Here is an 18465-nt window from a genome sequence, read left to right as displayed (position 1 = left end):
TTGAGAGGAAGCAACAAAAAATCAGCGGTCAGAACACCGGTTAGTTGTGGGTTTACACAATTTACTCATTGAGCAGCATGCCGATATAGAGCTGCAGCGCTGTCGTCAATACGTTGATTTTTAAACCGGTAATGGCTTCGATACGCTGCAGGCGATAGCGCAGCGTGTTGACGTGGATATGCAGCTGCAACGCGGTCTGCGTCTGATCACAGTTCCGCGAAAAATATTGCCGCAGGGTGTGGCGCAACACCCCTTTGTCATCCTGTTCGCTCAGAATGCGCCAGGGCTTGCTCAGCTCCAGCGCCCGCCAGTCTTCGCACATGTCGCACAGCAGCGACGGCAGCGGGTAGTCGTCATAGAACAGCGATTTATGACGCAGCTTCAGCCGCCGCGCCATCGCCTGGGTGGCGCGGGCCGTCAGCCCGGAACGAAAAACGCCCTCTTCGCCGGCGAAGTAACCGCCAACGATCAGCCGCACGTTGAAACGCTGCTGCAGCCGAGCCTGCAGCGCCTGTGCCTGCTTACGCTCCAGCTTTTGGCTCCAGCTTCCCTGCAGCCAGCTGGCGGGGCGCAGCAGCACCAGCTCGTTGAGACCGGTCATGGCGATCAGCGCTTCACGCTGGCCGCTCTCCAGCTCATTAAGCAGTTCACGCAGCAGATGCGGCTGCCGATCGTGCAGCTCAATAATCCACACGATGCGCGGCTGCAGCAAATCCAACCCCAGATAAGCGGCCATTGCCTCCAGCGCCGCCCGGTCTCCCGTCCCCTGCAGCAGCTGGTTGGCCAGCTCTTCGCGGTAACGCTTCTCCCACTGATGCTGGTCAAGCAGCGCCGCCTGCTCGACCATCAGCTCCGCCGCCATTTTGACCAGCTCCGCATAGTTGCGCACCTGCAGCGGATCGCCGGAAATACCGATCACCCCCACCCGCTGATTGCGGAAACAGAACGGCAGGTTAATCCCCGGCTGCACGCCTTTTAAGTGGGCGGCGGTGGCGACGTCAATCTCCACCACGCGGTTCTCCGTCAGCGCCAGCACCGCTCCTTCATGGCGCTGGAACAGGCGCGAGGCGTCGCCGGAAGCAATAATGACGCCGTTGTTGTCCATCACATTCACCGAGTAGGCGATAATGCCCATCGCGCGCTGGACGATTTGGCGGGCGGTGGATTCTTCCAAGAAATTGGTCGGTCTTAGCATGCGCTTCTTCCTGAAAACTGAAGTGTGGGCTGTTATACGTTATTCGCCGCGGAGAATTAAACATCAGTTCAAGCACAAAGCCAGACGGATCACATTTCATAAGAAAAAAAGGCAAAAAAAAACGCCGGACATCAGCCGGCGTTATATATCGACGAAAGGCGAATCAGTTCAGGATGGTCGCCAGCTCGGCGCTGACTTCGCTCACCTGACGGGTCCCGTCGATCTTGTGATACTGGGTGTTACCCGCATCGGCTTCTTTACGGTAGTAAGACACCAGCGGCGCGGTCAGCTGATGGTATTCCACCAGACGTTTGCGCACGGTTTCTTCCTGGTCATCTTTACGCGTGGTCAGCTCTTCACCGGTCACGTCGTCTTTGCCTTCCACCTGCGGCGGGTTGAATTTCACGTGATACACGCGGCCGGACGGCGCGTGCACGCGGCGGCCAACGATGCGCTCAACGATCAGTTCGTCCGGCACGTCGAACTCCAGCACGTAATCCACCTTGATGCCGGCTTCTTTCATCGCGTCAGCCTGCGGGATTGTGCGTGGGAAACCGTCCAGCAGGAAGCCGTTACGGCAATCTTCCTGGGCGATACGCTCTTTCACCAGAGCGATAACCAGCTCGTCGGTGACCAGCTTGCCGGCATCCATAATTTCTTTCGCCTGCTTGCCCAGTTCAGTGCCAGCCTTCACGGCTGCGCGCAACATATCACCGGTGGAGATTTGCGGAATGCCGTATTTCTCCATGATGAATTGAGCCTGAGTACCTTTACCAGCGCCCGGAGCGCCCAGCAGAATGATACGCATTGCGTAAATCCCCTTGCTATGTATCCCCTTCGCATCCCAGGCCCGCGGCCGGAATCTATCGGGTATAAGTTTTTATATTAAAATTGCGAAAACGCTCAACCATACCATTTTAGCGGTGGCCGGCTCAAGGCACAGCAGGAAATCGATTGCGGCCAATAAACAGCCAACGGCATAAAAATGAAAGGGTTACATTCTCCGCCAAACCACGCACCGATCGTCATATGCCAGGAACGGAGCGCCAGCAGACCGCAGAAATACAGGGCCGCAGCGCATAACGCCGCGGCCCCGGAAGGTTTAGGTATAAATCAGAATTATGCTGACAGCAGTTTGTTCATCCGGCGGATAAACAGGTTCGGATCTTCCAGCGTGCCGCGTTCGGCCAACAGCGCCTGATCCAGCAGCAGATCGATCCACTCGGCAAATTGTTCGTTATCGCCCACGTCGGATGCGCGTTTGACCAAGGCATGCTCCGGATTCAGCTCGAAAATATATTTCACTTCCGGCGCCTGCTGGCCCGCAGCGGCGAACAGTTTCGCCATCTGGGTGCTCATTTCATCCGCATCGGTGGTGACGATTGCCGGCGTATCGGTCAGGCGGTGCGTCAGCCGCACGTCCTTCACCCGCTCGCCCAGCAGCGTTTTCACACGATCGATAAACGGCTCCAGCTGTTTTTCCGCTTCTTTCTGCTCTTCGGTTTCATCCGCCAGTTTTTCCAGCGCTTCATCCGCCTTGCTGACCGACTGGAACACCTTGCCGTCAAATTCGGTCAGGTAGCTCATCATCCATTCGTCGATGCGGTCAGACAGCAGCAGCACCTCGATGCCTTTCTTGCGGAACAGTTCCAGATGCGGGCTGCTGTTGGCAGCGGCATAGCTGTCGGCGGTGATGTAGTAGATCTTATCCTGCCCTTCGCCCATGCGGCTGATGTACTCTTCCAGCGACACGGTTTGCGCCGAGCTGTCGCCGTGGGTAGAGGCAAAGCGCAGCAGCTTGGCGACGGCGTCTTTGTTGTTGGCGTCTTCCGCCGGGCCTTCTTTCAGCACCAGCCCGAACTGCTGCCAGAACTTCTGATAGGCTTCTGCGTCGTCTTTCGCCAGTTTTTCCAGCATCTGCAGCACGCGTTTGGTCAGCGCGCTGCGCAGGTTCTGGGTTACGCGGCTGTCCTGCAGAATTTCACGCGAGACGTTGAGCGGCAGATCGTTGGAGTCGATCAGGCCGCGCACAAAGCGCAGATAGTTCGGCATAAACTGCTCGGCATCGTCCATGATGAACACGCGCTGCACGTACAGCTTCAGCCCGTGCTTATGGTCGCGGTTCCACATATCCCACGGTGCCTGCGCCGGGATATACAGCAGGCTGGTGTACTCCTGCTTGCCTTCCACCCGGTTGTGGCTCCAGCTCAGCGGATCGCTGAAGTCATGGGCGATGTGCTTATAGAACTCTTTGTATTCGTCGTCGGTCACGTCCGACTTGCTGCGGGTCCACAGCGCCTGGGCCTTGTTGACCTTCTCCCAAGTGGCGGTATCGTCTTCTTCGTTCTTGGTTTCAATCTCAACCGGCAGCGCGATATGGTCAGAGTATTTGCCGATCACCGAACGCAGACGCCAGGCGTCGAGATACTCATCTTCACCTTCACGCAGGTGCAGGGTGATTTCGGTACCGCGCTCTTCTTTAGTAACATCGGCAATGGTGTAATCGCCTTCGCCGACCGACTCCCAGAATACGCCCTCATCGGCGGCGGCGCCTGCGGCGCGGGTGCGCACGGTGACTTTATCGGCGACGATAAACGCCGAGTAGAAGCCCACGCCGAACTGGCCGATCAGCTGGCTGTCTTTCGCCTGATCGGAGCCGATGGACTCCAGAAACGCCTTGGTGCCGGATTTGGCGATGGTGCCGAGGTTCTCAATAACCTCGTCGCGGCTCATGCCGATGCCGTTATCAGAGATGGTCAGCGTACGCTGGTCTTTGTCGAAAGACAGACGAACGCGCAGGTCGCCGTCGCCCGCGTAAAGTTCCGGCGCGGAAAGCGCGCGGAAACGCAGTTTATCCGCGGCGTCGGAAGCGTTGGAAATCAGCTCGCGCAGAAAAATTTCTTTGTTGGAATACAGCGAATGAATCATCAAATGCAGCAGCTGTTTGACTTCAGACTGAAATCCGCGGGTTTCTTGGCCTTTCATACTCATCGATTACCTCAAAGACAATTGGTACCAAAACGAACAATGAGTATCAGATGGGGATAAGCGCGTGGTTTTTCAAGCGGCTGGGAGGAAGTTTTTATGCAGAAACGGGATGCGTCGCGCATCCCGTTAACGGCAAACGTCAGAATTTGATAGCGTGACGCCCGGCCAGCGAATGCGACAGCGTGGTGCCGTCGACCATTTCCAGCTCGCCGCCAACCGGCACCCCGTGGGCGATGCGGCTGGCCAGCACGCCGTACTGACCGCACATCTCTGCGATGTAGTTGGCGGTGGCTTCCCCTTCGACCGTCGGGTTGGTCGCCAGGATCACCTCGGCGATCTCCTCCTGCTCAAGCCGCTGCTCCAGCCGGTCGAGGCCGATATCGGCCGGGCCGATGCCGTCCAGCGGCGACAGATGCCCCATCAGCACAAAGTAGCGGCCGGCAAACTGGCCGGTCTGCTCAATGGCGTGGATATCCGCCGGGCTCTCCACCACGCAGATCTGGCCGTTTTGCTGGCGGCGCGGATTGGCGCAGATGGTGCAGACATCTTGCTCGGTAAAGGTGCGGCAATCGGCGCAGTGGCCGATTTCCGACATGGCGCGGGTCAACGCCTGCGCCAAACGCATACCGCCGCTGCGATCCCGTTGCAACAGTTGGAACGCCATACGCTGCGCCGATTTCGGGCCTACGCCCGGCAGGCAGCGCAGCGCCTCCATCAATGACTCCAGCAGCGGACTGGTTTGCATCAGAATGGCATCTTAAAGCCAGGCGGCAGTTGCATGCCGCTGGAGACCGACGCCATTTTCTCTTTCTGCGTTTCTTCGATGCGACGCGCGGCGTCATTGAACGCAGCGGCGATCAAATCTTCCAGCATCTCTTTGTCGTCTTCCATCAGGCTTGGATCGATCTCCACGCGGCGGCAGTTGTGCGCCCCGTTAATCGTCACTTTCACCAGACCAGCGCCGGATTCGCCAGTTACTTCCAATTTGGCGATTTCTTCCTGCATCTGCTGCATTTTTTCCTGCATTTGCTGGGCTTGCTTCATCATGTTGCCCAGACCGCCTTTACCAAACATAGTCGTCTCTCGTAGCAATGGGCCGCGCAGGGTGCGCAGCGATTAAAGGGGGCGAATACTCTCTTCATCCAAATCCGCATCGAAGAACCGACGCAGCGTCTGAATGTTGGTATCCGCAACGATAGACTGACGCGCCTGCGCCAGTTTTTCTTCATAAATGGCTTGCCGCCATTCCAGCGGAGTACGCTCCGCCGGGTTTTCGTCTTCCACCACCGTCAGCTCAACCGGGCCGCCGTGCAGCTCGCTGAGCGCCTCGCTGAGCGCCTTCTGCGCCGAAGGCGAATTCAGATGGCGCTGCGTCGGCCGCAGGTGAAGACAAATTTTTCCGGGTGCCTGCTGCTCTTTAAAGGCGTTTAACGCCAGCTGCTGCACCAGTTTGGGAATGTTAAGCTTATCGATTTCCGCCGCCCAGGCGTCGCGTTCAATCGACTCTGCCACCAGTTTAGCCGACAGTTCGGGCGTTTTTTCATGTTCCAGCGCGGTGCGCAGCGCCTTCGGCGTGGCGACCGGCTCAGGCGCGGCTTCCGGCTCGGTTTGCGCACGCCAGCGGTAAGCTTCCGGCTTCGCCGGTTTCTGCTGCACGATCTTTTCCGCCTGACGCTGCTGGCTGCGCTCAGTCACGGAAGCTAATCGCTCCAGCGCTGAGTTTGCCGGCCGCGCTCTTCCTGGCGCCGCCGGCTCACTCTTTTTTGCGGTGGATGCCCCCTGTTGCCGCTGCAACTGGGTGCGCGCCTTCAATAACTGCGCGGTGGCATCCGGTAATGATGTTGCCGCCGCGCGTTGCGGCGGTGCGCTGCTGCCCAACGGCGGCGGCGCATCTTGCATGTGCTGCACCTGCGGTGCTTGTGGCGCTTGCGGTGCCTGAACGGCCACCGGCGCACTGGCGACCGGCTCCGGAATCAATGCCTTGGGATGAAACGCCAGCGCGCGCAACAGCGTCATTTCGACGCCCATACGGCGATCCGGCGCGTAGGCCAGTTCTTTACGGCCGATCAGCAGCGTTTGGTAATACAGCTGTACGTCAGTCGGCGGCAACGTGCGGGCCAGCTCGCGCAGCCGCTGCTCAATCGCCGCGTAATGGTTATCCAGCACCGACGGCAGCAGTTGCACCATGGCAATCCGGTGCAGCAGCGCCAGCGTCTCCACCAGCAGGTTTTCCCAGTCGACGCCGCGCGAAGCGGCCTGCGCCACCTGCGCCATCACCTTTTCACCGTCGGCGGTCACCAACGCTTCAAGGATCGCCAGCGGCTGTTCGTCGTCCAGCGTGCCGAGCATCTGGCTGACGGTGGCGGCGGTAACCTGCCCCTGCCCCATGGCGATCGCCTGATCGGTCAGGCTCAGGGCGTCACGCATGCTGCCGTCGGCGGCGCGCGCCAGCAATTGCAGCGCACGCGCGTCGCTGGTGATGCTCTCGGCCTGCAGCACCGTCTCCAGCTGATTGCGGATCTGTTCAACGTCCAGGGCTTTCAGATGGAATTGCAGGCAGCGTGACAGAATGGTCACCGGCAATTTCTGCGGATCGGTGGTCGCCAGCAGGAATTTGACGTGCTCCGGTGGCTCTTCCAGCGTTTTCAGCAACGCATTGAAGCTATGACGCGACAGCATATGCACTTCATCGATCAGATAGACCTTGAAGCGGCCGCGCGCCGGCGCGTACTGCACGTTATCCAGCAGATCGCGGGTGTCTTCCACTTTGGTGCGCGAGGCGGCGTCGATTTCAATCAGGTCGACAAAACGCCCCTGCTCAATCTCGCGGCAGTTATCGCATTGGCCGCACGGCGTGGCGGTGATGCCGGTTTCACAGTTCAGGCCTTTGGCCAGCAGGCGGGCGATGGTGGTTTTACCCACGCCGCGCGTGCCTGAGAACAGATAGGCGTGATGAATCCGCCCCAGCGAGAGGCCGTTAGCCAGCGCCGTCAGGACATGTTCTTGTCCGACAACATCTGCAAACGTTTGAGGGCGCCACTTACGGGCGAGAACCTGATAGCTCATTAATACCGGAGAAGTCGAGTAATCTGGAGGGTCATGCTAACACAGCCCCGCGTCAATCCGCGAGGCCGATATACGCATTGCATCTTCAAGCCGCCGTGCATCAGCCAACAACGGCGAGAAACATGCCGGGCGGGTAACCGCCGTCAATCAGTGGCCGGCGAAATTCACCAGGCAGTAGCAGTCGATGCCCAGCTTGTTCAGCCGCGCTTCGCCGCCGAGATCCGGCAGATTGATGATAAACGCCGCATCTTTGACTTCGCCGCCCAGGCGGCGGATCAGCTTGGCGGTGGCCTCGATGGTGCCGCCGGTCGCCAGCAGATCGTCCACCACCAGCACGACGTCGCCGGCTTCGATGGCGTCGGTGTGAATTTCCAGTTGGTCGGTGCCATACTCCAGCTCATAGCTTTCACTCAGCGTGGCACGCGGCAGTTTGCCCGGTTTACGTACCGGCACAAAGCCCACGCCCAACGCCAGCGCCACCGGCGCGCCAAACAGGAAACCACGCGCTTCGGTACCAACCACTTTGGTGATGCCTGCATCGCGATAACGCTCGACCAGCAGTTCGATGCTGGAAGCATAAGCCAGTGGATTCTCCAGCAGGCTGGTGACGTCACGGAACAGTATGCCCGGCTTCGGGTAATCCGGAATGGTTTTGATACTGTCTTTAATAAACTGAAGCTGCTGCGCAGTAGCGGTCATAATTATTGCCTGATAAAACTGCTTAAAACTGGAACGCGGGACGCCTGAAATCCGGAGCGCCTCTAAGGGAAGATGCCCTGGAAAAAGTAAAATAAGGAGGTAACCCGCGCACGAAAACGCTCAAATTTATGCAAACTGACGCACAAATGCAACCGTCCCTTGCTTTCGGTCTGCCCTTGCCCGTCCGTTCTGCCCATAATAATCGGCGTTCAGCGCCGTTTTTCTTGTGGCAGATCAACAACCGGCAGACGCCACATAAAAATCAGCAGCGCGATCAACATCAGCAACAGCAGAAGTCGCAGCCAGCCGATATTCACCAGCCAGATCGATACGGCGAAGGTTAGCGTGCTCAGCAGCATCCCCTTCCATTTGGCGCCGGGCGGCAGCGCCTTATGCTGCTGCCAGTGGCGCAGATAGCCGCCGCACCAGGAGCGATACAGCAGCCAGTGGTGAAACCGCGGTGAGGAGCGCGCAAAACACCAGGCCGCCAGCAGTAAAAATGGCGTCGTCGGCAGCAGCGGCAACACCACGCCGAGCGTCGCCAGTACCACCGCCAGCCAACCGACCACAATCAACAGCCAACGCGCCATCATTTTCCCCCTTCGCCATGCAGCCTCCACTTTACCACCGCTCCGGGCCGGCGAGGTAACATTCCCCTGCCGCCGCCGCTTTCGGGTACTATAGCGGCTAACCCGATAACGCCCGTTAGGACACACCACCGTGAGCACACACCGACTGATACAGGTTCTGGAACAGCAGATCGCCCAACTGGCCGGCGAGGTTTCGCCGCACGGCGACGCGCCGATCCCGCAGGCCCGCTTCGACAGTGCGCTGTTCAGCCACCAAGGCACGCGGCTGCGCGACTATCTGGCGCAGATTCAGCACAACTTTGCGCAACTGCAAACCGCGGTCAGTGAAAGCCGTACGCCGCAGGTGGCGTTTCTGGCGGAAAAGCTGGTGGCACAGATCGCCGCGCTGCAACGCGAACTGGCGACGCAGGCGCTGCGGCGTAAAAACCAGCCCAAAGCGGCAAAAGAGGAAGATCTGTATCACAAGCTGGCGGAACATCAGGACTATGAACGTCGGCTGATCGCCATGATTCAGGACCGGGAAAGTTTACTCGGCGCTCAGACCACGCTGGCGGCGCAGCGCAAGCTGCAGCAGGAAGTGGCGGCGCTGGAGGGACGCCTGATGCGCTGTCGTCAAGCGCTGACGCGCATCGAGCGCGGCATTGAGCGTAAAGAAAACGGTTTTTGAAGATTTGTCACAATATTTGAAGGAAAATGCCCGGCGGCGGCCGTCCTTCACTATACTCAATGCTTGCTCACGGGTAGCTTCCCGTTATTTTCCGACATATTAGGCACGACCATGCCGGATATATTTACTCATTGAATTAAACGTTGGATTTATGTCCCTAGAAAATGCTTCACCGGAATTACAGCTGGCGGTAGACCTGATTTACCTGCTGGAGTGTAACGAGATCGATCCAGCCACCGCGCTGGCGGCGCTGGATATTGTTAAACGGGACTATCAGGAAAAACTGCAGCGCACCGGCGTCACCTCGCCTTATCTGCCGGAAAGCTGAGGCGACGACGCCGCTTAAAACGTCAGCACCTTCTCTGCCGCCAGCGTCCACTGCGCCAATTCCACCAGCGTGCCAATCTCCACGCCGTCGGTCAGCGTCAAGCGGCTGACGCCGCGCGCATCGGCACAGGTCTTGCACAGTTTGATCGGCACCTGCTGCGCCGTCAGAATTTCCAGCATCTGCTGCAAATGATAGCCCTCATGCGGCTGCTGCCCGGCAATGCCGGCCACCACCGCATCGGACATCAGAAAAATCTTCAGCTCCAGCGCGCTCTGCTGTTCTTTCAGCGCGATCGCCAGGCGTAACGCGTTAAACAGGGATTCCTGGCCATAGGCTGCGCCGCTGGCGACCAACACGATAGATGACATCACTTCTCCTTAACCCAGGCTCGGCCCGGCGTATATTCAGGAAGTCAGCACCGCACAATCGGACGGTTTAACGCGCAGCGTCGGACAATACTGCACCATTTCGATAAACGCATCGACCAGCGCCGCCGCCTCCCCCTTCAGATCGAAGGTTTCCGGCATAAACAGCCAGTTTTCCATCAAACCGGTGACGTAAGCGCGTAAAATAACCGCCGCGCGCCGGGTATGCAGATCGGCCGGCAGCTGACCGCAGCGCATGCTGCTGCGCAGCACGCTTTCAATATGATCGTAACTTTCGAGGTATAAAACTTTGTGAATGTCATGCAGCTGCATCATTTCGCCGACAAACTCACATTTATGAAAGAGAATCTCCATCAGAGCGCGGCGGCGTACGTCGTCCACCGTCGCCGTCAGGACATAAATGAGGATTTCACGTAAAATCCTCAGTGGATTATCAGGAAACTTTGCCTGATACTCTATTTCAAGGTCGCCTATTTTCGACTCTGATAATTCCCAAACTTCGTTAAACAGGTCTACCTTATTCTTGAAATGCCAGTAAATCGCACCGCGCGTCACCCCGGCTGCCGTTGCAATATCTGTGAGCGACGTGGCGGAAACGCCGCGCTCGGAAAATTCTCGCACCGCAGCGTCGAGAATCTGTTGTCGGGTTTCTTGCGCCTGCTGTTTGGTTTTTCGTGCCATGGCATTGTTTTTTCGGGGGAGCGTGATTTACATACATTTGCGAATGTATGTACCATAGCACGCACATAAAATTAACGCAGCAATGGGTTTGCGCGCTTGTGATCCATTGATCATTTTGAAATCGGACACTTGAGGTCTTTCTATGAACAAAAACAGAGGGTTAACGCCTCTGGCGGCAGTTCTGATGCTTTCCGGCAGCTTAGCGCTTACAGGATGTGATAATAAAGAAGCCCAACAGCAAGGCGCTCAACAGGCACCCGAAGTGGGCGTGGTTACCTTGAAGGCACAGCCTCTCAATATGACAACCGACCTGCCTGGCCGCACCGCTGCATATCGCATCGCCGAAGTTCGCCCTCAGGTCGGCGGCATCATCCTGAAGCGTAACTTTGTCGAAGGCAGCGATATCAAGGCCGGCGAATCTTTGTATCAAATCGATCCTGCCACCTACCAGGCTAACTACAACAGTGCCAAAGGTGATCTGGCCAAAGCACAGGCCGCGGCGGAAATCGCACGTTTAACCGTCAACCGTTACAAACCATTGCTGGGTACCAACTACATCAGTAAGCAAGATTACGATACCGCTACCTCCACCCTGCAGCAAAACAACGCCGCAGTGCTGGCCGCCAAGGCCGCGGTGGAAACCGCCCGCATCAATCTGGCTTACACCAAGGTGACCTCGCCAATTTCCGGCCGCATCGGCAAGTCCTCTGTGACCGAAGGCGCGCTGGTAACGACCGGGCAGAGCACCGCGCTGGCCACCGTACAGCAGCTGGATCCGATGTATGTCGACGTCACGCAGTCAAGCAACGATTTCCTGCGTCTGAAACAGGAGCTGGCTAACGGCACCCTGAAACAGGAAAACGGCAAGGCAAAAGTCAAGCTGCTGCTGGAAAACGGTCAAGAATACGCACAGGAAGGTTCCCTGGAGTTCTCCGACGTCACCGTCGATGAAACCACCGGTTCCATCACCATCCGCGCGGTATTCCCTAACCCGAACGACCAGCTGCTGCCCGGCATGTTCGTGCGCGCCCGTCTGGATGAAGGCGTACGCAGCAACGCGCTGTTGGTGCCACAGCAGGGCGTGACGCGCAACCCGCGCGGTCAGGCTACCGCTTTGGTGGTCGGTGCCGACAACAAGGTTGAAATGCGTACCCTGCAGGCTGACCAGGCCATCGGCGACAAATGGCTGGTTACCGACGGTCTGAAATCCGGCGACCGCGTGATCGTCACCGGTCTGATGACGACCAAGCCAGGCATGCAGGTAAAAGCACAAGAAGTTGACACTCAGGCGCAAAAACAGCCGCAGGCTGACGCGCAGAAGTCATAAAAAGGAGCCGGTAATACATGGCTAAGTTCTTTATAGATCGCCCCATTTTCGCCTGGGTAATCGCCATCATCGTGATGTTGGCAGGGGTGCTTGCGATAATGAAACTGCCGATTGCGCAGTATCCGACTATCGCACCGCCGGCGGTGACCATCTCCGCCACCTACCCTGGCGCGGATGCCACCACGGTGCAGGACACCGTTACGCAGATTATCGAACAGAATATGAACGGTATCGATAATCTGATGTACATGTCCTCCTCCAGTGACTCCTCCGGCAGCGTGCAAATCACGCTGACGTTTGATTCCGGCACCGATCCTGACATCGCGCAGGTACAGGTTCAGAACAAACTGTCGCTGGCAACCCCGCTGTTGCCGCAGGAAGTACAGCAACAAGGTCTGAAAGTAGAGAAATCCAGCAGTAGCTTCCTGATGGTGGCCGGCTTCGTTTCCGACGATCCGAACATGACTCAGGATGACATTGCCGACTACGTGGCCTCCAACATCAAAGACCCGATCAGCCGTGCTTCCGGCGTGGGTGAAGTGCAGCTGTTCGGCGCCCAGTACGCAATGCGCGTCTGGCTGGACCCGAACAAGCTGAACAACTTCCAGCTGACGACCACCGATGTCACCAGCGCCATCACCGAGCAGAACAACCAGATCGCTGCCGGTCAGCTGGGCGGCATGCCGCCGGTAGAAGGCCAGCAGCTTAACGCCTCCATCATCGCGCAGACCCGTCTGAAGACGCCGGAGGAGTTCGGTAAGATTCTGCTGAAGGTGAACAGCGACGGTTCACAGGTGCGCCTGCAGGACGTGGCGCGCATTGAGCGCGGCGCGGAAAGCTACGCCGTAACCGCACGCTACAACGGCAAACCGGCCGCCGGCCTGGGTATCAAACTGGCGACCGGCGCCAACGCGCTGAACACCGCCGCGGCGGTCAAAGCCGAGCTGGGCAAACTGCAGCCGTTCTTCCCGCAGGGAATGAAAGTGGTCTATCCGTACGACACCACGCCGTTCGTTAAAATTTCCATTAACGAAGTGGTGAAAACGCTGTTTGAAGCGATCGTGCTGGTGTTCCTGGTCATGTACCTGTTCCTGCAAAACTTCCGCGCTACGCTGATTCCAACCATCGCGGTGCCGGTCGTCTTGCTGGGTACGTTCGCCATCCTGGCGGCGTTCGGCTTCTCGATAAACACCCTGACGATGTTCGGCATGGTGTTGGCGATAGGCCTATTGGTGGATGACGCCATCGTGGTGGTGGAAAACGTCGAGCGTGTGATGTCCGAGGAAGGGCTACCGCCGAAAGAAGCCACCAAGAAATCGATGGGGCAGATTCAGGGCGCGCTGGTCGGTATCGCTATGGTGCTGTCTGCGGTATTTATCCCGATGGCCTTCTTCGGCGGTTCTACCGGCGCCATCTACCGTCAGTTCTCGATCACCATCGTTTCCGCGATGGCGCTGTCGGTGCTGGTGGCAATGATCCTGACGCCTGCGCTGTGCGCCACCATGCTCAAACCGATCCCGAAAGGCGATCACGGGGTGAAGACCGGCTTCTTCGGCTGGTTCAACCGCATGTTCGAAAAGAGCACGCACCACTACACCGACAGCGTGGCCAACATTCTGCGCAGCACCGGTCGTTATCTGCTGATTTACCTGCTGATCGTCGTGGGCATGGCGTTCCTGTTCCTGCGTCTGCCTTCTTCATTCCTGCCGGATGAAGACCAGGGCATTCTGCTGACCATGGTGCAGCTGCCTGCCGGCGCGACGGAAGCACGTACGGCGAAAGTGCTGGAAGAGGTTACCGACCACTTCCTGACCAAAGAAAAAGATAACGTGGTGTCAGTGTTTACCGTTGCCGGCTTCGGCTTTAACGGTAACGGCCAGAACAACGGCCTGTCATTCGTCAGCCTGAAAGACTGGAACGAACGTCCGGGCAGCGAGAACAAGGTCGAGGCAATTGCCGGCCGTGCGATGGCCGCCTTCTCCAAAATCAAAGACGGGATGGTGATTCCATTCAACCTGCCGGCGATTATCGAGCTGGGCACCGCGACCGGTTTTGACTTCGAACTGATTGACCAGGGCGGTTTAGGCCACGAAAAACTGACCGAAGCGCGTAACCAACTGCTGGGCATGGCCGCACAGCACCCGGATATGCTGGTCGGTATGCGTCCTAACGGCCTGGAAGATACGCCGCAGTTCAAACTGACCGTCGACCAGGAGAAAGCCAAGGCGCTGGGCGTCAGCCTGACCACCATCAACAATACGCTGACCACCGCACTGGGCGGCTCATACGTCAACGACTTCATCGACCGCGGTCGTGTGAAGAAAGTGTACGTACAGTCTGATGCGCCGTACCGTATGCTGCCGGAAGATATCAATAAATGGTATGTCCGCGGCGAATCCGGTCAGATGGTGCCGTTCTCCGCCTTCTCCAGCGCCAAATGGGAATACGGTTCACCACGTCTGGAACGTTATAACGGTCTGCCGTCTATGGAGATCCTCGGCCAGGCTGCGCCAGGTAAGAGTACCGGTGAAGCCATGAACCTGATGGAAGAGCTGGCGTCGAAACTGCCAAGCGGCGTAGGTTACGACTGGACCGGTATGTCCTATCAGGAACGTCTGTCCGGTAACCAGGCGCCGTCACTGTACGCGATCTCGATTCTGGTGGTGTTCCTGTGTCTGGCAGCGCTGTATGAGAGCTGGTCAATTCCGTTCTCGGTCATGCTGGTTCTGCCACTCGGGGTTATCGGCGCACTGCTGGCCGCCACAATGCGCGGCATGAACAACGACGTTTACTTCCAGGTGGGCCTGCTGACAACCATTGGGCTATCGGCGAAGAACGCGATATTAATCGTCGAATTCGCCAAGGATCTGATGGAAAAAGAAGGTAAGGGCCTGATTGAGGCGACGCTGGATGCGGTACGCATGCGTCTGCGCCCAATCCTGATGACCTCACTGGCGTTTATCCTCGGGGTACTGCCGCTGGTTATCAGCTCCGGCGCTGGCTCCGGCGCTCAGAACGCGGTAGGTACCGGCGTAATGGGCGGGATGATTACCGCCACCGTACTGGCTATCTTCTTTGTTCCGGTCTTCTTCGTGGTGGTACGCCGCCGCTTCACCAAGAAGTCTGAAGATATCGAGCACAGCCATCCGGTTGAACATCGTTAATCGCATTTAAGTTAACACCAAGGCCGCGCAAGCGGCCTTTTTTTTGCCTAGCGTTTCCTTCCCTTTTCCTTCACCTATTTTGCACTTGATCGTAACCGGCAAGCGGCGCATAATATTTGTTATGATATAACATATCAAATGGAGCCTATCATGAAACCCGACATTCATCCGCAATACCGCCCGGTGGTCTTCCACGATCTGAGCGCCAATAGCTACTTCAAAATAGGGTCGACCATCAAAACCGATCGCACCGTGGAGTTCGAAGGCGAAACGCTGCCCTACGTCACCATTGACGTCTCCTCTGCTTCACATCCGTATTACACCGGCAAGCAGAAAGAGTTCTCGAAAGAAGGCAGCACCGCACGTTTCCAACAGCGTTTCGGCCGCTTTATCGGCAGCAAATAAGGGATCAACATGCAGGTTTTAAGTTCATTGCGTTCGGCGAAGAATCGCCACCCGGATTGCAAAGTTGTGCGCCGCCGCGGCCGCATCTATGTGATCTGTAAGTCCAATCCGCGCTTTAAAGCGGTACAGGGACGTAAGAAAAAGCGTTAACCATAGTGCCTCATCTGTCGCCAAAGCCCCACAGCCGTTTGCGGGGCTTTTTTTGTGCCGGCAAGTTCCGGCCCCGTTTGGCACAGGGCGCGGAAAGGTTATTTCATACCGGCAACCATCGCATTGACATTGTGTTTAAACGCTTTCACATAGGAAGAAGCTGGCCCTCGGTCATCGGATAACGCCTCCGGATACAGTTCACCACCGGCCTTGGCGCCAGTTGCTGCCGCAATTTGCTTCACCAGGCGGGGATCGGTCTGATTCTCAATGAAATAGCTGTGTACGCCCTCATGTTTAATTTGTTCGATTAAGCCGGCAACCTTGCTGGCACTGGCCTCCGATTCGGTTGAAAAACCTACCGGTGCAAGGAAGGTCACACCATATTCCTGGCCAAAATAGCCGAAGGCATCATGGCTGGTCAGTACCTTACGCCGCTGAGGCGCAACTGTCGCAAACTCACTCTTGGCCCAGCTGTCCAACTGTTGCAGTTGCTGTACGTAGGCTTTGCCACGCTGACGAAAATAGTCAGCGTCCTGCGGGTCGGCAACCACCAGCGCATTCATCACATTGGTGGCGTACCGGACGCCGTTCTTCATGCTGTTCCAGGCGTGCGGGTCGGTAACCTGCTTCCCCTCTTCCTCCATGTGACGCGTATCGATCCCCTCCGAGGCGATAACCACCGGCCCCTGGTAGCCCGAAGCGCTAACCAGCCGGTCCAGCCATCCCTCCAGCCCCAGCCCGCTAACAAACACCACGTCGGCCTGCTTCAGGGCCTTGCTGTCCCGTGGCGACGGCTGGAACGCGTGCGGATCGCCATTCGGCCCGACCAGTGACACCACGTTAACGTGCTCGCCGCCCACCTGTTTAACGATATCCGCCAGAACGGAAAAACTGGCGACGGCCTCCACGGTTTTCGCCATTGCCGCCGGACTGGCCAATAACGATGCCACCAAAACGATTGATAAAGGTTTCATATTTTCTCCTTGCCATTACGCCAAACGACGCCGCACTACGGGAAATATCCCGCCGTGCGCGCCAAACAATACTGAAATAAAAAAGACAAGACTGGCGCTCAACACAATCGACGGCCCGGCCGGCAGCGACGCATAATAGGAGCCGATCAGCCCGACCAGACAGGCAAACATCGCCAGTCCCATAGAAACCAGCAGCGTTTGTGGCAAGTCACGTGCCCAAAAACGCGCACTGGCGGCAGGCAGCATCATCACCCCCACCGACATCAATGTGCCGAGGATCTGAAAGCCCGCCACCAGATTAAGTACCACCAACGCCAAAAATACGCCGTGGATCAGCGCCTGCCGGCGCGGCGTGCTGACGCGCAGAAAGGTTACGTCAAAGGCCTCAATCACCAGCGCGCGGTACAGCGCCGCCAACATCAGCAGCGACAGCGTGGCGATCGCCCCCACCATGACCATTGCCTGAGCGTCGATTGCCAAAATCGAGCCGAACAGCACGTGTAACAGATCCACGCTGGAGCCACGCAGCGAAACCAGGGTGACGCCCAACGCCAGCGAACCTAGATAAAACCCGGCAAAGCTGGCGTCTTCCTTTAATGGCGTACGTCGGCTGACCACGCCGGACAGCATCGCCACCGCCAGCCCGGCGACAAACCCGCCGGCGCCCATCGCCACCAGCGACATACCGGAGATCAGATAGCCGATGGCCGCCCCCGGTAACACCGCATGCGACAACGCATCACCCACCAGGCTCATACGCCGCAGCAGCAGTAATACCCCCAACGGCGCGCTGCTCAGTGACAGCGCCAGGCAGGCGACCAACGCACGGCGCATAAAACCAAACGAAGTAAAGGGATCCGCCAGCAGGTGAAGCAGCATCATGGCGCGACCGCCTGCCGATATGTCACCGTATTGCCCACACGGCCTTGCGTCAGCACTTCGTCTGCAGTTCCCCAGCGGCAGTGCTGCGCGCTCAGCAGCAACGCCTGTGGAAAATGGTCGGCCACCATTGCCATATCATGCAGTACGGCGATCAGCGTTTTTCCCTGCCGGTGTAATTGTTCAATCACCCGCAGCAGCAGCCCGGTCGTCGCAGTATCAATGCCGGTAAAAGGCTCATCGAGCAGAATCAACGGCGTTTGCTGTACCAGCAGGCGGGCGAACAGCGCCCGCTGCAACTGCCCGCCTGATAACGCATTAAGCGGCCTGTGCGCCAGCGACGTCATACCTACCGTTTCCAGCGCCTCCGTAATACATTGCCGCTGCGCCCGCTTGACCGCGCCAAAGATGCCGCTTCGCCGCCAGCACCCCATCGCCACCAGGTCGCCTACCGTAATGGGAAACTGGCGATCAAGTTCAAGCTGCTGCGGCAAATAGGCGATCGCCGGCGGTGGATGGGGGCTGAACTTCAGTGAGCCGCCCTGCAGCGGCAGAAGTCCGGCAATGGTTTTCAGCAGCGTAGATTTACCAGCGCCGTTCACGCCGATTACCGCCGTCAGTGAGCCGGAGGCAAAATGTCCGCTTAACGGAGGAAACAGCGGAAGGTCGCCATAGCCGACGGTCGCCTGATGCAACGCGATCATGGCAGCGCCACCGCCCAGGCGATGGCCAGCCACAAAACAGCCAGCAACAATACAACCGCCAGGCAACGACGAGCGGCCGAGACGGTGAAAACGCTGACGTTCACCGCCGGTTTCAGATTACGTTCAGGAGAATGTTGGGACATACTGGTCACCTTATGCAAATGTTATAATATAACATCACACAAACAAAAATAACTCAAGCCGCCGCCGTTTTGCATCAGGAAAAGCTATCGCCAGCCAAACACGGCGGAAGCGTATCCAT

20 protein-coding genes and 1 other annotated feature are annotated in these 18465 nt (G+C 57.8%); of the genes, 6 read left to right on the top strand and 14 right to left on the bottom strand.

Features of this window, described 5'->3' with window-relative positions:
• Window positions 1-61: 61 nt before the first annotated feature.
• The 8 genes from TAN611_RS05540 to TAN611_RS05505 form a co-directional block, all read right to left on the bottom strand.
• The gene (locus TAN611_RS05540) at window positions 62-1195 is read right to left on the bottom strand and encodes a sugar diacid recognition domain-containing protein (protein WP_111737616.1); all 1134 of its coding nucleotides are present in this window, start codon (window positions 1193-1195) and stop codon (window positions 62-64) included.
• A 163-nt stretch (window positions 1196-1358) separates the two neighbouring features.
• Entirely contained in the window at window positions 1359-2003 is a 645-nt protein-coding gene (gene adk / locus TAN611_RS05535; RefSeq protein ID WP_105230060.1) for an adenylate kinase, read from the bottom strand.
• 311 nt (window positions 2004-2314) lie between these two features.
• Window positions 2315-4180 carry a molecular chaperone HtpG gene (gene htpG / locus TAN611_RS05530; RefSeq protein ID WP_203067374.1) on the bottom strand — a complete coding sequence of 622 codons (1866 nt, stop codon included), beginning with the start codon at window positions 4178-4180 and terminating at the stop codon, window positions 2315-2317.
• A 142-nt stretch (window positions 4181-4322) separates the two neighbouring features.
• Window positions 4323-4928, bottom strand: a complete 606-nt coding sequence (gene recR / locus TAN611_RS05525; protein WP_015671237.1) for a recombination mediator RecR — start codon at window positions 4926-4928, stop codon at window positions 4323-4325.
• Window positions 4928-5257: a YbaB/EbfC family nucleoid-associated protein gene (locus TAN611_RS05520; protein ID WP_105230058.1), complete on the bottom strand. Its 330-nt coding sequence runs from the start codon at window positions 5255-5257 to the stop codon at window positions 4928-4930. The genes recR and TAN611_RS05520 overlap by 1 nt, the downstream gene beginning before the upstream one ends.
• Before the next feature lie 42 nt (window positions 5258-5299).
• On the bottom strand, window positions 5300-7249 hold the full coding sequence (gene dnaX, locus TAN611_RS05515; RefSeq protein ID WP_105230057.1) for a DNA polymerase III subunit gamma/tau: 1950 nt from the start codon (window positions 7247-7249) through the stop codon (window positions 5300-5302).
• Window positions 5903-5967, bottom strand: a sequence feature (DnaX frameshifting element). It overlaps the preceding gene by 65 nt.
• 147 nt (window positions 7250-7396) lie before the next feature.
• Window positions 7397-7948: an adenine phosphoribosyltransferase gene (gene apt, locus TAN611_RS05510; protein WP_105230056.1), complete on the bottom strand. Its 552-nt coding sequence runs from the start codon at window positions 7946-7948 to the stop codon at window positions 7397-7399.
• Between the two features lie 209 nt (window positions 7949-8157).
• Window positions 8158-8538: a DUF454 family protein gene (locus TAN611_RS05505; protein WP_111738101.1), complete on the bottom strand. Its 381-nt coding sequence runs from the start codon at window positions 8536-8538 to the stop codon at window positions 8158-8160.
• A gap of 130 nt (window positions 8539-8668) precedes the next feature.
• Here TAN611_RS05505 and priC point away from each other — a divergent pair, with 130 nt between their 5' ends.
• Both priC and rsmS read left to right on the top strand, forming a co-directional pair.
• Window positions 8669-9205, top strand: coding sequence for a primosomal replication protein PriC (gene priC, locus TAN611_RS05500; RefSeq protein WP_105230054.1), 537 nt, complete (start codon window positions 8669-8671; stop codon window positions 9203-9205).
• A 151-nt stretch (window positions 9206-9356) separates the two neighbouring features.
• Entirely contained in the window at window positions 9357-9533 is a 177-nt protein-coding gene (gene rsmS / locus TAN611_RS05495; protein WP_105230053.1) for a pleiotropic regulatory protein RsmS, read from the top strand.
• Between the two features lie 14 nt (window positions 9534-9547).
• On the opposite strand, the gene TAN611_RS05490 is transcribed toward rsmS, so the two are convergent.
• Together TAN611_RS05490 and acrR are read right to left on the bottom strand one after the other, a co-directional pair.
• The gene (locus TAN611_RS05490) at window positions 9548-9901 is read right to left on the bottom strand and encodes a DsrE/DsrF/TusD sulfur relay family protein (protein ID WP_105230052.1); all 354 of its coding nucleotides are present in this window, start codon (window positions 9899-9901) and stop codon (window positions 9548-9550) included.
• A 36-nt stretch (window positions 9902-9937) separates the two neighbouring features.
• Window positions 9938-10600 (bottom strand): multidrug efflux transporter transcriptional repressor AcrR, encoded by a 663-nt coding sequence (gene acrR / locus TAN611_RS05485; RefSeq protein ID WP_197951405.1) that lies wholly within the window; start codon window positions 10598-10600, stop codon window positions 9938-9940.
• Between the two features lie 142 nt (window positions 10601-10742).
• On the opposite strand from acrR, the gene sdeX reads away from it, so the two are divergent.
• From sdeX to ykgO, 4 genes are all read left to right on the top strand, one after another.
• Window positions 10743-11927 (top strand): multidrug efflux RND transporter periplasmic adaptor subunit SdeX, encoded by a 1185-nt coding sequence (gene sdeX / locus TAN611_RS05480; protein WP_105230050.1) that lies wholly within the window; start codon window positions 10743-10745, stop codon window positions 11925-11927.
• A gap of 17 nt (window positions 11928-11944) precedes the next feature.
• Window positions 11945-15091: a multidrug efflux RND transporter permease subunit SdeY gene (sdeY, locus tag TAN611_RS05475; RefSeq protein WP_105230049.1), complete on the top strand. Its 3147-nt coding sequence runs from the start codon at window positions 11945-11947 to the stop codon at window positions 15089-15091.
• A 150-nt stretch (window positions 15092-15241) separates the two neighbouring features.
• The gene (locus TAN611_RS05470; RefSeq protein WP_015671227.1) at window positions 15242-15496 is read left to right on the top strand and encodes a type B 50S ribosomal protein L31; all 255 of its coding nucleotides are present in this window, start codon (window positions 15242-15244) and stop codon (window positions 15494-15496) included.
• Window positions 15497-15505: 9 nt separating this feature from the next.
• The gene (ykgO, locus tag TAN611_RS05465) at window positions 15506-15646 is read left to right on the top strand and encodes a type B 50S ribosomal protein L36 (protein WP_004940304.1); all 141 of its coding nucleotides are present in this window, start codon (window positions 15506-15508) and stop codon (window positions 15644-15646) included.
• A gap of 98 nt (window positions 15647-15744) precedes the next feature.
• On the opposite strand, the gene TAN611_RS05460 is transcribed toward ykgO, so the two are convergent.
• From TAN611_RS05460 to TAN611_RS05445, 4 genes are read right to left on the bottom strand one after another with little or no spacing between them, the layout of a single operon-like run.
• Window positions 15745-16620, bottom strand: a complete 876-nt coding sequence (locus TAN611_RS05460) for a metal ABC transporter substrate-binding protein (protein WP_105230048.1) — start codon at window positions 16618-16620, stop codon at window positions 15745-15747.
• Window positions 16621-16635: 15 nt separating this feature from the next.
• Window positions 16636-17502, bottom strand: coding sequence for a metal ABC transporter permease (locus TAN611_RS05455; RefSeq protein ID WP_105230047.1), 867 nt, complete (start codon window positions 17500-17502; stop codon window positions 16636-16638).
• Window positions 17499-18203 carry a metal ABC transporter ATP-binding protein gene (locus TAN611_RS05450; RefSeq protein ID WP_197951401.1) on the bottom strand — a complete coding sequence of 235 codons (705 nt, stop codon included), beginning with the start codon at window positions 18201-18203 and terminating at the stop codon, window positions 17499-17501. Before TAN611_RS05450 ends, TAN611_RS05455 begins: the two co-directional genes overlap by 4 nt.
• Window positions 18200-18346 (bottom strand): hypothetical protein, encoded by a 147-nt coding sequence (locus TAN611_RS05445; RefSeq protein WP_158684784.1) that lies wholly within the window; start codon window positions 18344-18346, stop codon window positions 18200-18202. Before TAN611_RS05445 ends, TAN611_RS05450 begins: the two co-directional genes overlap by 4 nt.
• Window positions 18347-18465: the final 119 nt, after the last annotated feature.

The sequence above is a fragment of the Serratia sp. Tan611 genome (assembly GCF_905188235.1).
Classification (GTDB): Bacteria; Pseudomonadota; Gammaproteobacteria; order Enterobacterales; family Enterobacteriaceae; genus Serratia_B; species Serratia_B rhizosphaerae.
The sequence above is the reverse complement of the archived record's forward strand: the minus strand, read 5'-3'. Positions and strand labels throughout refer to the sequence as shown.